This window comes from Acuticoccus mangrovi (assembly GCF_016411865.1).
GTDB classification, from domain to species: Bacteria; Pseudomonadota; Alphaproteobacteria; order Rhizobiales; family Amorphaceae; genus Acuticoccus; species Acuticoccus mangrovi.
This window is the reverse complement of record NZ_JAEKJA010000009.1, coordinates 74,144-87,865: the sequence shown is the minus strand read 5'-3', so window position 1 is coordinate 87,865 and position 13,722 is coordinate 74,144. Positions and strand designations below refer to the sequence as shown.

The 13,722-nt window shown below is 68.8% G+C and carries 10 protein-coding genes and 1 pseudogene; 3 read left to right on the top strand and 8 right to left on the bottom strand.

The window, feature by feature from the left end:
* Positions 1–31: 31 nt before the first annotated feature.
* Together JCR33_RS12255 and JCR33_RS12250 are read left to right on the top strand one after the other, a co-directional pair.
* Positions 32–694, top strand: a complete 663-nt coding sequence (locus tag JCR33_RS12255) for an amino acid ABC transporter permease (protein ID WP_198882371.1) — start codon at positions 32–34, stop codon at positions 692–694.
* Positions 691–1,497 carry an amino acid ABC transporter ATP-binding protein gene (locus JCR33_RS12250; RefSeq protein WP_269751183.1) on the top strand — a complete coding sequence of 269 codons (807 nt, stop codon included), beginning with the start codon at positions 691–693 and terminating at the stop codon, positions 1,495–1,497. Before JCR33_RS12255 ends, JCR33_RS12250 begins: the two co-directional genes overlap by 4 nt.
* 69 nt (positions 1,498–1,566) lie before the next feature.
* Here the strand turns inward: JCR33_RS12250 and JCR33_RS12245 are convergent, their stop codons facing one another.
* The 3 genes and pseudogenes from JCR33_RS12245 to clpS all read right to left on the bottom strand — a co-directional run.
* The gene (locus JCR33_RS12245; protein ID WP_198882370.1) at positions 1,567–2,319 is read right to left on the bottom strand and encodes a calcium-binding protein; all 753 of its coding nucleotides are present in this window, start codon (positions 2,317–2,319) and stop codon (positions 1,567–1,569) included.
* Between the two features lie 155 nt (positions 2,320–2,474).
* Positions 2,475–4,877 (bottom strand): ATP-dependent Clp protease ATP-binding subunit ClpA, encoded by a 2,403-nt coding sequence (gene clpA / locus JCR33_RS12240; RefSeq protein WP_198882369.1) that lies wholly within the window; start codon positions 4,875–4,877, stop codon positions 2,475–2,477.
* Between the two features lie 9 nt (positions 4,878–4,886).
* A pseudogene (clpS, locus tag JCR33_RS24985) lies at positions 4,887–5,183 on the bottom strand (ATP-dependent Clp protease adapter ClpS); the annotation flags it as partial.
* Positions 5,184–6,098: 915 nt separating this feature from the next.
* On the opposite strand from clpS, the gene JCR33_RS12230 reads away from it, so the two are divergent.
* The gene (locus JCR33_RS12230; RefSeq protein ID WP_198882368.1) at positions 6,099–7,679 is read left to right on the top strand and encodes a D-alanyl-D-alanine carboxypeptidase; all 1,581 of its coding nucleotides are present in this window, start codon (positions 6,099–6,101) and stop codon (positions 7,677–7,679) included.
* Positions 7,680–7,749: 70 nt separating this feature from the next.
* Here JCR33_RS12230 and JCR33_RS12225 read toward each other — a convergent pair whose 3' ends face one another.
* From JCR33_RS12225 to JCR33_RS12205, 5 genes are all read right to left on the bottom strand, one after another.
* Positions 7,750–8,589 carry a DnaJ domain-containing protein gene (locus tag JCR33_RS12225; protein WP_332461173.1) on the bottom strand — a complete coding sequence of 280 codons (840 nt, stop codon included), beginning with the start codon at positions 8,587–8,589 and terminating at the stop codon, positions 7,750–7,752.
* Positions 8,586–9,314 carry a VWA domain-containing protein gene (locus tag JCR33_RS12220; protein ID WP_198882367.1) on the bottom strand — a complete coding sequence of 243 codons (729 nt, stop codon included), beginning with the start codon at positions 9,312–9,314 and terminating at the stop codon, positions 8,586–8,588. Before JCR33_RS12220 ends, JCR33_RS12225 begins: the two co-directional genes overlap by 4 nt.
* 57 nt (positions 9,315–9,371) lie before the next feature.
* Positions 9,372–10,307, bottom strand: a complete 936-nt coding sequence (locus JCR33_RS12215; protein WP_198882366.1) for a glycosyltransferase family 2 protein — start codon at positions 10,305–10,307, stop codon at positions 9,372–9,374.
* Between the two features lie 83 nt (positions 10,308–10,390).
* The gene (locus tag JCR33_RS12210; RefSeq protein ID WP_198882365.1) at positions 10,391–12,475 is read right to left on the bottom strand and encodes an acetate--CoA ligase family protein; all 2,085 of its coding nucleotides are present in this window, start codon (positions 12,473–12,475) and stop codon (positions 10,391–10,393) included.
* Complete coding sequence (locus tag JCR33_RS12205; protein WP_198882364.1) at positions 12,472–13,638, bottom strand: acyl-CoA dehydrogenase family protein; 1,167 nt, start codon at positions 13,636–13,638, stop codon at positions 12,472–12,474. Before JCR33_RS12205 ends, JCR33_RS12210 begins: the two co-directional genes overlap by 4 nt.
* Between the last annotated feature and the right edge of the window lie 84 nt (positions 13,639–13,722).

Below are 13,722 nucleotides of genomic sequence, written 5' to 3'. Positions count from 1 at the left end.
CCGATCCGCGACAACAGCAAGGACGAGGTGCATGTACACTTGGCATTTCGACGTGCCGTGGGACTATCGCGCGGTCTTCTTGCGCGGTGCCGCGGTGACGGCCGAGATCAGCGTCGGCGCGCTGATCATTGGACTGACGTGCGGGCTCGTCATCGGTCTCGCCCGCCTCTCCAAGCGGCGGGCGCTGAGCTGGCCCGCCGCCTTCTTCGTGGAAACCTTCCGCAGCACGCCGACCATCGTTCAGCTCGTGTGGATCTACTATGCGCTGCCCATCCTCACCGGGATCCAGCTCAGCGCCTACAACGCCGTGCTTCTCGGCCTCGGCGGCCACACCGCCGCCTACATGGCCGAGATCTTCCGCGCCGGCGTCAACTCCATCGAGAAGGGCCAGATGCGGGCGGCGCTCGCCATCGGGATGACGCCCTATCAGGCGATGCGCCGCATCATTCTGCCCCAGGCGGTGCGGCGCATGGTGCCGCCCTTCGTCAACGAGTTCGCGACGCTCGTGAAGCTCACCTCGCTCGCCTCGGTCCTCGCCGTGCCGGAGATCCTGCACGAGGCGAACAACCTGATCGCCTCGACCTATCGGCCGATGGAGATCTACAGCACCGTCGCTCTCTGCTTCGCGCTCATCGTGTTCCCGATGATCTACGCCGCGAGCATCCTCGAAAAGCTCTGGAGGAAGGACCGTTGAGCCCGACACCCGCCGACGGCGCCGCGCCCGCCGAGGGCCCCCAGCCGCTGTTGCGCGTCGCGGGCCTCTGCAAGCGCTTCGGCGCTCTCAAGGTGCTGCACGGCATCGACCTCGACGTCCATCGCGGCGAGGTCGTCGTCATCATCGGTCCCAGCGGCTCGGGCAAGAGCACCCTCCTCAACTGCCTGAACTTTCTGGAGCCCTACGACGAGGGAGAGGTGCACTTCGACGGCGTGCTCGTCGGCTACCGGCTCGACGACAAGGGCCGCAAGCGGCCGATGTCGCACCGGGCGATGAGCGAGCTCCGGTCCGAAATGGGAATGGTGTTCCAGAGCTTTAATCTCTTCCCGCACAAGACGGTGCTGCAGAACGTGATCGAGGGGCCGCGCATCGTCCGCCGGCAGCGGCGCAAGGAGGCGATCGCCCTCGGCCAGGCGCTGCTCGACAAGGTGGGCATCGGCGACAAGGCGCACGTCTACCCCGCCAACATCTCCGGCGGCCAGCAGCAGCGCGCCGCCATCGCCCGCGCTCTCGCGATGCGCCCCCGCGCCATGCTGTTCGACGAGCCGACCTCCGCCCTCGATCCCGAGCTCGTGGGCGAAGTGCTCGACGTGATGAAGACGCTCGCGGCGGAGGGGATGACGATGGTCGTCGTTACGCACGAGATGGGCTTCGCTCGCGAGGTCGCCGACCGCCTCATCGTGATGGATCACGGGCGGATCATCGAGGTGGGCTCGGCGCAGGAGATCTTCGCCAGCCCGACGCACCCCCGCACGGCGGAGTTCCTGCGCAAGGTCCTGTGAGAGGCGCGCAGGAGGTGCGACGGTGGCCCGCGGCGCTGCCGGCGGGCCGTGTCCGAAGCGGCCTTCAGCCTAGATCAAAACCGTGTGTTCGGTGACCTGATCGGAGGTGGCGCCGGCGAGGAAGATCGAATTCTCGCCGATCGTGATCTCTACGCCGAAGCGGTTCTGGGTGATCACGAGATCCTCGAACGCCTCGATCGCCTGGCTGCGCAGGTCGATGACGTCGCCGGACGAGAAGTCGCTGATCTTGTCGTTGCCGAAGTCGCCTTCGAACACGAAGAAGTCGTTGCCCCGATCGCCGACGAGAATGTCGTCGCCTTCGCCGCCGTTCAGCGTGTCGTGGCCCTCGCCGCCGCGCACCGAATCGTCGCCGGCGCCGCCGGTGATGTGGTCCGCCCCGTTGTCGCCCTTGAGGAGATCGTCGCCGTCGCCGCCGGCGATCCGGTCCGCTCCCTGGCCGCCGAACACGCTGTCGTCGCCGTCGCCGGCGTTGATGACGTCGCTCTGGGTGCCGCCGATGAGGCGGTCGTCGCCCGCGCCGCCGCGGATGAGGTCGGCGCCTGCGCCGCCGTCGACCGTATCGGCCCCGGAGTCGCCGGAGAGCGAGTCGTCGCCCGTGCCGCCGAGCAGCCAATCGTCGTCGTCGTTGCCGGAGATGATGTCGTCGCCGCCCTCGCCCCTCAGCGTGTCGTCGCCGGCCTTGCCGCTGATGGTGTCGTCGTAGGCGCCGAGAAGCACGTAGTCTGCACCGGATGTTCCGACATACCGCGTTGGTCCGGCGGTCGGATCGATGAAGTCATCGGTTTCAGATTCGTCGTCCATGGCTGGCCCTCCTCCGGATTGCCGGCACCCTACGCCGCACACCTCAGCCGCGCCCACGCGAGCGGGCGCATATTCAAAGATCGCTCAAATGAGAGGTCGGGTCAAAAAGAAAAGCGGCGCCCGGAGGGCGCCGCTGGTTCGAGAATGTGGCCGATCTAGTTCGAGAGCGGCACCTGCGGGATGCGGGAGGAGCCAGAACCGGTGGTCTCCTCCGGCCCGTCGCCGTCGTCGTGATCGGGCTCGTCGTCGTCCGAGGCCATCCGGGAGGGTCCGGTCGGATCGGCGATCGCCTCCAGAGCGAGCGACTTCTTGCCGTCCTCGTCCTCGGTCACGGTCACCTTGACCGTGCCGCCCTTCTTGAGATCACCGAAGAGCACCTGATCGGCGAGCGGCCGCTTGATGTACTCCTGGATGACCCGGCCGAGCGGGCGGGCGCCCATCTTCTCGTCGTAGCCTTCCTCGGCGAGCCACTGCACCGCCTCGTCCGAGAGCTCGAAGGTGACGTTGCGGTCGGCGAGCTGGGCTTCCAGCTGCATGACGAACTTCTCCACCACGCGGTGGACGACGTCGGCCGGCAGCGGCGAGAACGGCACGATCGCGTCGAGACGGTTGCGGAACTCCGGCGTGAACAGCTTGTTGATCGCCTCGGCATCCTCCCCCTCGCGGCGCGAGCGGTTGAAGCCGATGGGGGCCTTGGCGAGATCGGCGGCGCCCGCGTTCGTCGTCATGATCAGGATGACGTTGCGGAAATCCACCTGCTTGCCGTTGTGGTCCGTCAGCTTGCCGTGGTCCATCACTTGCAAAAGGATGTTGAAGAGGTCCGGGTGGGCCTTTTCGATTTCATCCAAGAGCAGGACGCAGTGCGGGTGCTGATCGACACCGTCGGTCAGAAGGCCGCCCTGGTCGAAGCCCACATAGCCCGGAGGCGCACCGATCAGGCGGCTCACCGTGTGGCGCTCCATATACTCCGACATGTCGAAGCGCAGGAGCTCCACGCCGAGGAGCTCGGCGAGCTGGCGCGCCACCTCCGTCTTGCCGACGCCCGTGGGGCCGGAGAAGAGGTAGGAGCCGATCGGCTTGTTGGGCTCGCGCAGACCCGCCCGGGCGAGCTTGATCGCCGAGGAGAGCACCTCGATCGCGCCTTCCTGCCCATAGACCACCCGCTTGAGGTTGGTCTCGATGGTCTGCAGCACCTCCGCATCGTCCTTCGACACGGTTTTGGGCGGAATGCGGGCCATCGTGGCAATGGTCGCCTCGATCTCCTTCACCCCCACCTGCTTGCGACGCTTGTTCACCGGCAGCAGCATCTGCGAGGCGCCCGTCTCGTCGATCACGTCGATCGCCTTGTCGGGGAGCTTGCGGTCGTTGATGTAGCGGTGCGACAGCTCGACCGCCGACTTGATCGCCTCGTTGGTGAACTTGATCGAGTGATAGGCCTCGTAGTGGGGCTTGAGGCCCTTGAGGATCTCGATCGCGTCGTCGACCGTCGGCTCGGCCACGTCGATCTTCTGGAAGCGCCGGACGAGGGCCCGGTCCTTCTCGAAGAACTGCCGATACTCCTTGTAGGTCGTGGAGCCGATGCACTTGATCGCGCCCGACGACAGGGCGGGCTTCAGGAGGTTCGAAGCGTCCATCGCGCCGCCCGACGTCGCGCCCGCACCGATGACGGTGTGGATCTCGTCGATGAACATGATGGCGCCCGGATATTCCTCGATCTCCTTCACCACCTGCTTCAGCCGCTCCTCGAAGTCACCGCGATAGCGGGTGCCGGCGAGGAGGGCGCCCATGTCGAGGGCGAAGATGGTGGAGTCCTCGAGGACCTCGGGAACCTCGCCGTCGACGATGCGCTTGGCGAGGCCTTCGGCGATGGCGGTCTTGCCGACGCCGGGGTCACCGACGAAGAGCGGGTTGTTCTTCTGGCGGCGGCACAGCACCTGGATGGTGCGCCGCACCTCGTTGTCGCGGCCGATCAGGGGGTCGACCTTCCCTTTCTTCGCCTTCTCGTTGAGGTTGATGCAGTAGGCCTCAAGGGCGTCCGTCTTGCGCTTGGTCGTGGCACCACCCTCCTCGGCGGGGGCGTCTTCGTCCCCCTCCTCGCGGGCGCGCTCTCCCATGCCGGCGCGCTTGGCAATTCCGTGAGAGATGTAGTTGACGGCGTCGTACCGCGTCATTTCCTGCTCCTGCAGGAAGTATGCCGCGTGGCTTTCCCGCTCGGCGAAGATGGCGACGAGCACGTTGGCACCCGTGACCTCCTCCCGGCCGGAGGACTGCACATGGATGACCGCTCTTTGGATCACGCGCTGGAAGGAGGCGGTCGGTTTGGAATCGTCGTCGCCGTCGACCACCAGGTTGTCGAGCTCGGCATCGATATATTCCGAGAGGTCGCGGCGGAGGCGGTCGAGATCGACGCTGCAGGCCTTCATGACCGCCGCGGCGTCCTGATCGTCCACCAGCGCGAGGAGGAGATGCTCGAGCGTCGCATATTCCTGGCGACGCTCGTTGGCGGAGGCGAGCGCCTGGTGCAGGGCCTTTTCGAGGCTACGAGAGAATGAGGGCATTCTCGCTCCTTACTTCTTCTCCATCACACACTGGAGAGGATGCTGATGCTTGCGGGCAAAGTCCATCACCTGCGTCACCTTCGTCTCCGCCACCTCGTAGGTATAAACGCCGCACTCGCCGACGCCGTGGTGATGGACGTGAAGCATGACGCGGGTCGCCTCTTCCCGCGATTTCTGGAAAAAACGCTCCAGAACGTGAACGACGAACTCCATGGGTGTGTAGTCGTCATTGAGAAGCAGCACCCGATACATGTTCGGGCGCTTGGTCTTGGGTTTCGGACGCGTGATGACGAGGGTGCCGGGGTCGTTGTTGCCCGTCCGATCGTCGCCGCCGTTGTCGGTCCCGTCGTCACCGGGACCGGCGCGAACGCGCCGGTCGAGGGCGGCCCAGTCGAGTGTTGCCCGATCGAGTGATGCAAAGGTGTGCCAGGACGCGGCGGTCGCGACCGGGCTCGGTACCGATGGGTCCGGAAGGCTCGTCATGGTCGCCATCCTGAATCGTCAATCATCAACACGCAAGCGGGCAAATCTCCAAGGATGCCCTCATGTCGATGGGGAAAAGAGGTGACGGCGTCCGGCGGTTCGAAGACGGCATCCCCGGCACCGGGCCTGAGCGAGCCCGACTGTCCGCACTATCGCCACCTCATCAAATGATGCGGTCCTCCAGCGTCTTCAAGACAGCTATGAGACTTGGCCCCGCTGGAGCGAGGCTTGCCGGCACGATCGACAGCCGGCAGCCGTGCACCAACGCCCGAGAGCCTCACGCCACTATCGTCAACATATCGACAAAAAGAGCCGCCTCGCAATCGCCCATTTCGCACCCGCGGCAGAGCGCCGAGGCGATGCGCGCGAATGCCGCGCGTCGGATCCCGCTCCGGTGCTGGACGCCCGTACCGGGCCCGATCGAGGCGCCCTCGCCCGGCCCGCCGGCGCGGCACTTCCCGGTCCGCCAGCGCGGCACTTGTGGAAATTTTCCTCGACCCGCCAGCATCGACCTTTCGAGCTGTTAACCTCGAATCGCCGGTTTGCCTCAGGCTCGCGGCGGGTCTTTGCGATTCGCGTCGATACAAGCTACGAGTCAGATCGAATGCATAAACTGGTTTTCAACCAGAGCGGTTGATCCCGGCGTAACGCCTCCGGGTGTCTCGTCTGGGCAGTGTTTGTCCCCCAACCGTCGGCATGTCGTGGCTAGAGACCACAGCCGAAGCGCCAAAGGACCGTATGCACGTCCCCCTTCGTCGCAACGCTTGGACGCGCTGCTCCATCAATCTCCTCGCCGCGGTCGCGGTGCTCGCCTGTCTCGTCGGGCCGGCCGCGGCCAACCCCGAATACTCCGGCCTCGTCTACGACGTGATCGGTGAGAAGACGCTCTACTCGAGCGATGCCGACGAGGCGCGCTATCCCGCCTCGCTCACCAAGATCATGACGCTCTACATCACCTTCGAAGAGCTGAAGGCCGGCCGCCTGTCGCTCGGCGACAAGCTGACCGTGTCGGCCTATGCCGCGAGCCGGCCGCCCTCCAAGATCGGCTTCAAGCCCGGCGGCGTGATCGCCGTGCGCGACGCCATCAAGGCGCTCGTGACGAAGTCCGCCAACGACGTGGCGACCGCCCTCGGCGAGAACATCGCCGGTTCCGAAGCGGCCTTCGCCAAGCGGATGACCAAGACGGCCCATCGGCTCGGCATGAAGTCCACCACCTTCCGCAACGCCTCGGGGCTGCCCGATCCGAACCAGAAGACCACTGCGCGCGATATGGTGCGCCTCGGCGTGGCGATCCAGCGCGACTTTCCATCCTACTATGGCGTCTTCGAGACCCGCGTCTTCGAGTACAACAAGCGCCGCTACGGCAATCACAACCACCTGCTCGGCCGCGTCGAAGGCGTCGACGGCATCAAGACCGGCTATATCCGCGCCTCCGGCTTCAACCTCGTGACGTCGGTGCGGCGCGACGGGCGCCACATCGTCGCCGCCGTGTTCGGCGGTCGCACCGGCGCCTCGCGCGATGCCCAGATGCGCAAGCTCATCGAGGCCTATCTGCCGAAGGCGACCACGGGGCAGGCGATGGTGTTCGCGGAGTGGCGGGACGAGGGCCCGCCCCCGGTGCCCGGCCGCAAGCCCAACCTGCGCACCCTCTTCGCCTCGCGCCTCAAGGCCAAGACCCACGGCGAGGATCCGATCGCCGAGACCGTGCTCGCCTTTGCCAGCGAGGCCCGCGCCGCGACGGCCGAGCCGGCGATCACCACGCCCGACCTTGCCACCGGCGCGCTGCGGGCGGTCATCGACCAGGCCGAATCACGTCCGACGCCGCTGCCCGCTCCGGCCGTCGCCGATCGCGACATGGCCGTGGTCGCGGTGGTGGAGGAAGGCAGGCCGGCGCACGGTGCCGCGCGCTTCGAGACCGCCTTCGCCGCCTTCGAGGTCACGCCGGCCTCGCTCGACGCCGACACCCTCGCGGCCGCCATCGCCCGCTCTCGGTCCGTGCCCGGCACCCAGACCATCGTGATGGGCTCCGCGCACCGCCAGAAGGCCCCCGCCCCCACCGCGCACGCGGCGGTCGCCGGCCCCTGGCAGATCCAGATCGGCGCCGTCCCGAGCGCCGCGCTCGCCGAGCGCCTCCTCGCCGAGGCCGTCGCCGACGAGCCAGCCATGGGTCAGCGAAAGAAGCTAACCATCAAGGTGGCGACCGACAAAGGCACGCTCTACCGAGCCCGTTTCGCCGGTTTTGCGTCGAAGGACGAAGCTTGGGCGGCGTGCAAACGGTTCGCTAACCATGACCGGCCATGCTGGGCGGTGTCCATGTAACGCACCCGCGCCATCGATGATCGGTGGCGCCCATGTGCGCCACCCTATGAGTTGTTCGATGAGCGTTGTGTCACCGTCGACGCAGAAGGATGTCCTTAGCTTCGTTGAGTTGGGCGGCAAGGAACGCAGATCCTCCACGATCGGGGTGCATCTGCTTCATCAGGCGGCGATGCGCTGCGCGGATCTCCGCCTCACCAGCGCCAGGCTCAAGGCCCAGAACCTCGTACGCGTCCTGTTCGGTCAGAGCGCCCGACCGGCGCTCGCGGCCCGCGCCGCCAGAGCCGCTCGCCCCGGCGTTGTCGTTACGCTGGAAGTCCTCACGCCAGCTGGGAAACCGGCGGTCGAGATAAGCTTCCACGAGTAGGCGACTCTCCTCGTCGTCGGCGCACCAGCGCCAGACGGCGAGGAGTTCCCCCTCGCCCATGTCCGCGAAATGCCGCCCGGCCTGCGGGCCTGAGAGCACTTCCCCGTCCATCTCTCCCGTGTCGTGATCGAGCTCGGCCGCGATCTTCGCGGTGCGCACGGTGGACGTCTGGCCGGGCCGCGGGTTCGCCCGCCGCCGACCCATTCCCCCACCCCAGCCCCTTCCGCCCCTTCCGCCCCATCCGGTCCCGCCCGTGCCGCTCCCACCCATGCCGAAGGGCCCTGCCCGGCCGCTCGGGCCACCGCCGAAGCCGCCACCCGAGCCGAGGCCGAATCGGGCGAGCCCCGCCATCACCAGGCTCGCCCCCAGCATCCCCTGGCCGCGGGCGAGGAGCAGCGCCCCCACCGCCATCAGCGCCAGGCCGCCGCTGGAGCGGGCCATCGCTGCGATCCGCGCCGGGTCGGCCTGGGCAAACCACCGCCCCGTGGCGATCACGGCGACGAGCAGCGCCACCCCGAGAAGGAGGGGCAGCAAGAGCAAGATCACGAAAGCTTCTCCAGCAAGAGACGGGCGCCGCCGTCGCCGGCCCGGCTGCGGTCCTCGAGCGCCTTGCGCCCGCCCGCCGCATAGACGGCGACCGCCTTCAACAGCCGGGCGAGCTCCGCACCCGCGCTGTCGTCGAAGGTGAGATGGGCGCCCCCCGACAGCCGCGCGATCTCCTTGAAGGCCCGCGAGGCGACCGGATCGCGCCGTTCCTGGAAGACGAACACCGGCACCTTCAGGAGACCGAGCTCGCCCGCCCGCGCGCAGAGCCGGTCGACGTCCTCCTCCATCGAATCGCCGACATAGACGAGCGCCTGGATCGGCGTCCTGCGCGTCTCCTCGACGGCGCGCGAGAGCACCTTGCCGATCTGGGTGAGGCCGCCGCGGCAGTCGATGCGGGTCATCATCGCGCCGAGCCGGCCGCCGTCCGACACCCACTTGGAGGCACGGCACTCGCCGAAGCCGCGGAAGTAGACGAGCTGGATGTCGAGCCCGCCCACCGCCGCAGCCTCGGCGAACATCTCCGACTGGATGGCGATGGCCCGATCCCAGGTCGGCTGCCGGCTCATGGTCGCGTCGAGGGCGAACATCAGCCGACCGCGCGCGCCCTGCCGGGGCGGGGCCATGGTGCGCGCCCGCTGCAGAAAGGCGTCGATCTCGCCGCGAGCCGACGCCGTGTCGGGCGACGTCGAGGAGGGGCCGTTGGTGAGAGGTTGCTTATCTTTCACGCGCTCTAAGATAAGGCAGCGCGGCGCGACGCCAAAGGGATGCGGCAACGCTCCGCCTCATCGGGCGCCGCGCAGACGGGCGAGCAGATCGAGCAGCGAGCGATCCTCCTCGTCGTTGCGGTCGTGGACGCGAAAGTGGCGGCTCGCCTCTTCGTCGGAATAGAACTTGTCCGCCCCGCCGGAGCGCTTCGCGGCTCTGCCGCGCCGCATCTTGGCGGCGAACTCCTCGCGCGACTTCACCACATAGTGGTTGAGCTGCGCCGTCTCCCACTCCGGCTCCGTGGGGCGACCGTTGTCGCCGAACACCATCGGCCGACCCGACGGCGTGACGTAGCGCCCCACCGGGTCGCCGTCGTGCTGATGCGACAGGAAGACGCCCTTGTGGATGGCCATCCGTACCAGGCGATCGGTGCGTGCGATGGTCTTGATCATGGTGTTGGCGGGCATCGCGGCAGGCGCCGCGCGCACGAAGCGCTCCGTCACCGGCTCCGCCGACGCCGCGATGGCGCCGGACGAGCCGAACACGCGCCAGCTCACCCCCACCGCCTCCGCTTCGGGCGGGATCTCGGCCAGCATCGCCCCGACGCTGTCGTGCTTGTGGAGGTTGAGGAACTCGTCGCCGTCGAAGAAGGCGGCCCACTCGGTGCGCAGACGCGCCGTCGCATGCCGGTAGGCCGCGATCTGCGGCGGCGCCCGCCGCTCCGGCCGGTCGGGCCAGTCGATCACCCGCACCCCGCGGCCGGCGTGGGCGGCGAGGCGCTCGCCCGTCCCGTCGGTGCTCGCGTTGTCGTAGAGGATCATGGCGTCGAAGCCGATCAGGCGGTGCGCCTCGATCCACTCGTCGACGTAGGGCGCCTCGTTCTTGAGGATGGCGACGAGGGTGACGGTGGGAAGCCCGTCCCGCCGCCGGATGGGCGGGCGCTCGCGGCGATTGGCGGACCGCGGGCGGGACGGGGCGGGCTCGGCGTCGGAGACTTCCGGAGGCGGGGTCAATGGGTGGTCTCCTCGAACGAAGCTTCCCCATCCTGAGCCGATCGCGCGCCGTTCGGCAACTGCGATCGGCGAGACACCGGCGTCTACGTCAGGCGGATCAGGGCGTCGAGCATCAAGGCCCCCTGCCCTTCCGGCAGGACGAGCACCGGGTTGATCTCCGCTTCGGCGACGTTCGGGGCGATCGCGAGCCGCGACACCGCCTCCACCACGGCGGCGAGCGCCTCGAGGTCGCCCCGCGGCGCGCCGCGATAGCCGGCGAGGAGGGCGAAGCCCTTGACCTCGGCCACCATGGCGCGCGCCGTTGCGCGGTCGACGGGCGCGGGACGCACCGCCGCGTCGCGGTAGATCTCGGCGAGCACGCCGCCCGCGCCCACCGTCACCATCGGGCCGACGAGCGGATCGCGAGTGAGGCCCACCAGCGCCTCTCCGAGTCCCTTCACCATCTCTTGAACGAGGATGCCGCGCCGGTGGAAGCCGGGAGCATGGGCCTCGGCCGAGGCGATCATCCCCTCGACGGCCTCGGCGAGCGCGTCGGCATCGCCGATCCCGAGACGGATCGCCCCCGCCTCCGTCTTGTGCGGAAGGTCGGGCGAGACGAGCTTGGCGACCACCGGGAAGGCGAGCCCCGTCGCCTCGGAGGCTTCGCTCACCATCGTCTGCGCCGGCCGGTCGACGCCGAGCGCGGCGAACACCTCGCCCGCCGCGACCTCGTCGAGAACACCGCTGCGGGTGAGGAGATCGGCCGCCGCGGCGGGCAGCGGCGCATGCGGGACGGGCGGCGGCGCCGGCGGGCGCATCAACAGCGCGACCGTCTCGGCGCAACTCTCGACGCCGCGGAAGGCCGGCACGCCGCCCTCCTCCAGAAGGCGCAGGCTGTCCGGGGCGTGCGGCAGCGGAAAGCCGAGCACGGGCGCGGCCCCCTCCGGCGCCTCCGCCACGGCGTCGACGATCGGCTTCACCGCGAGCTCGGGGTCGAACTGGGCCGACGATCCGATGGCGACGACGAGGACGCCGGTCGCGGGATCGGCCGCGAGCGTGCCCACCACGGCCTTCATGGTGTCGTACTGGGCGCCGGCGAGCGTCACGTCCACGAGCTTGCCGTGGCCGAGGGGGATCTTCTGCGCCTCCAGCGTACGGCGCGCGGCCGGGCTCGCACCGGCGATGGTCACGCCGCGCATCGCCATCTGGTCCACCACCATCGCGCCGCCCCCGCCGGTGGTGGAAACCACCGTGACGGTGCGCGGCCGGACAGGATCGAGACGGGTGCCGGCGAGCGCGGCGGGCGCATCGAGGAGGGTGTCGAAAAGGTCCACCTGGAGGATGCCGCAGCCGGCGAGGAAGCTCGCCACCGCCTCGGCCGAGCCCGTCAGCGCGCCGGTGTGGGAGACCGACAGCGCCTGACCTTCGTCGGAGCGGCCGATCATGTAGGCGACCACCGGCTTGCCGGCGGCGGCCGCCGCCCGGCCGAACGCCGCGATCTCCTCAGGATCGCGGATCGTCTCGAGGAACAAGAGGAAGCCGTCGATCTGCGGATCGTCGACGAGCAGCCGGCCGAGGGTGCCCACCCCCGCCACCGCCTCGTTGCCGAGGGAGACGAGGGTGGAGAAGCCGAGCCCGCGCGCCGCCCCCCGGGACAGCAGCGTGCCGATGATCGACCCCGACTGGGACAGCGCCGCGAACCGGCCCTTGAGAATGCGGTCGGCGCGGAAGGCGGCGTTGGTGGTGCAGACGAAGCCGTTCAGCGTGTTGACGACGCCCATGGAGTTGGGGCCGATGAGGAGCATGCCCGCCTCGCGGGCGACGGCGGTGATGCGCTCCTGCCGCGCCCACCCCTCCGGCCCCGCCTCGGCGAAGCCGTCGGCGAGCACCGAGACCACCTTGACGCCCTTCGCCGCGCACGCCTCCACCGCGGCGATCGCGGCATCGGCCGCCGTCATCACGTAGGCGTGGTCGACGGGACCCTCGATCGCGTCGACGCTCGCGGCGGCCGGCAGCCCCAGCACCGTGTCGCGGCCCGGATTGACCGGCACGATGCGACCGGCAAAGCCATTGGCGGTGAGAAAGCGCTGCGGCCGCGAGGTCAGCTTCTTGGGATTGTCGGAGGCTCCGACCAGCGCCACCGTGCCCGGCGCGGTGAGAGCGGAGAGAAGCTCGGGATCAGTCGTCACGCCGCCGCCTCCGGCTTGGGCGGGCGCTGCGAGAAGCGGCGCTCGAAGATCCCTTCCGCGATGCGGTTCTTGAGGATCTCGATCGAGCCGCCGGCGATCATCCAGCCGCGCGTGCGCCGCAGGCAATATTGCACCGTGCTCTCCTCGGAAAAGCCGAGCCCGCCCATCACCTGCAGGGCCTCGTTGGCGGCGAAGAAGCCGGCTTCGTTGCAGGCGAGCTTGGCCATCGCCGTCTGATGGGCGTCGGGCAGTCCCTCGGCGGCGACGACGGCGGCGCGCATCAGGAGAAGCTGGGCGCTCTCGAGCTTCACCGCCATCTCGGCGAACTTCCACTGCAGGCCCTGGAACTCGCAGAGCGGGCGGCCGAACTGCTTGCGCGTCGCCGCGTGCTGGCGGGCGACCTCGAAGGCGTGCCGCCCCACCGCCACGGCGCGCGAGGCGTTGCCGAGCCGCTCCACGTTGAAGCCCGAGATCTGCTTCTTGAAGCCCCCGGCGCCGAGCAGCACGTTCTTCTTCGGAATGCGGCACTCGTCGAAGAACAGCGGCGCCCACTCCTCCCCGTTCATGAAGGCCGACGGCTTGCCCACCGTGAAGCCCGGCGCGTCGCGCTCCACGAGCACGGAGCCGATGCCGCCGACCCCCGGCCCGAAGCGGACATAGACGAGGAAGACGCTCGCCTCGGCGCTGTGGGTGCCGAAGATCTTGGCGCCGTTGATCACCACCTCGTCGCCCTCCTCGCGAGCCGAGGTCTTGAGCTCGGTGACGGCCGACCCCGCGTCAGGCTCCGTCATGCCGAGCGAGATCAGCGTGCGTCCGGCGAGAAGATCGGGCAGGAAGCGGGCCTTCTGCTCCGCCGTCGCGTACTCGGCGAAGGTGCGGATCGGTCCGAAATTGCCCGCCTGCACCACGTCGCCCGACCGCGGGCACACCTCGGCCACCGCCTGGATCGCCAGGATCGCCTCGATCAGCCCGCCGCCGGAGCCGCCGTCGGCCTCCGGAATGGTGATGCCGAGGAGGCCCATCTCGGCGAAGCGCTCGGCGATCTCGCGGGGGAAATGGTCCGCCGCGGCGCGCTCCGCAGCTCCGTCGGCCAATTCGTTCTCGGCGAAGCGACGTACGGTGTCGCGAAAGATGCGCTGATCTTCCGTCAGCTCGAAATCCATGGCAGTCCCTCTGGACGTGGCAGTGACGCCGACTCTCGCCGGCCGGCCGATCTTAGACTAACCTCAGCTTCGCAAAACCGGCAT

Excerpts from the sequence above, each read along its gene's own strand:
- JCR33_RS12255 (WP_198882371.1), top strand. The coding sequence starts at position 32 with ATGTACACTTGGCATTTCGACGTGCCGTGGGACTATCGCGCGGTCTTC.
- JCR33_RS12245 (WP_198882370.1), bottom strand. The coding sequence starts at position 2,319 with ATGGACGACGAATCTGAAACCGATGACTTCATCGATCCGACCGCCGGA.
- clpA (WP_198882369.1), bottom strand. The coding sequence starts at position 4,877 with ATGCCCTCATTCTCTCGTAGCCTCGAAAAGGCCCTGCACCAGGCGCTC.
- JCR33_RS12230 (WP_198882368.1), top strand. The coding sequence starts at position 6,099 with ATGCACGTCCCCCTTCGTCGCAACGCTTGGACGCGCTGCTCCATCAAT.
- JCR33_RS12205 (WP_198882364.1), bottom strand. The coding sequence starts at position 13,638 with ATGGATTTCGAGCTGACGGAAGATCAGCGCATCTTTCGCGACACCGTA.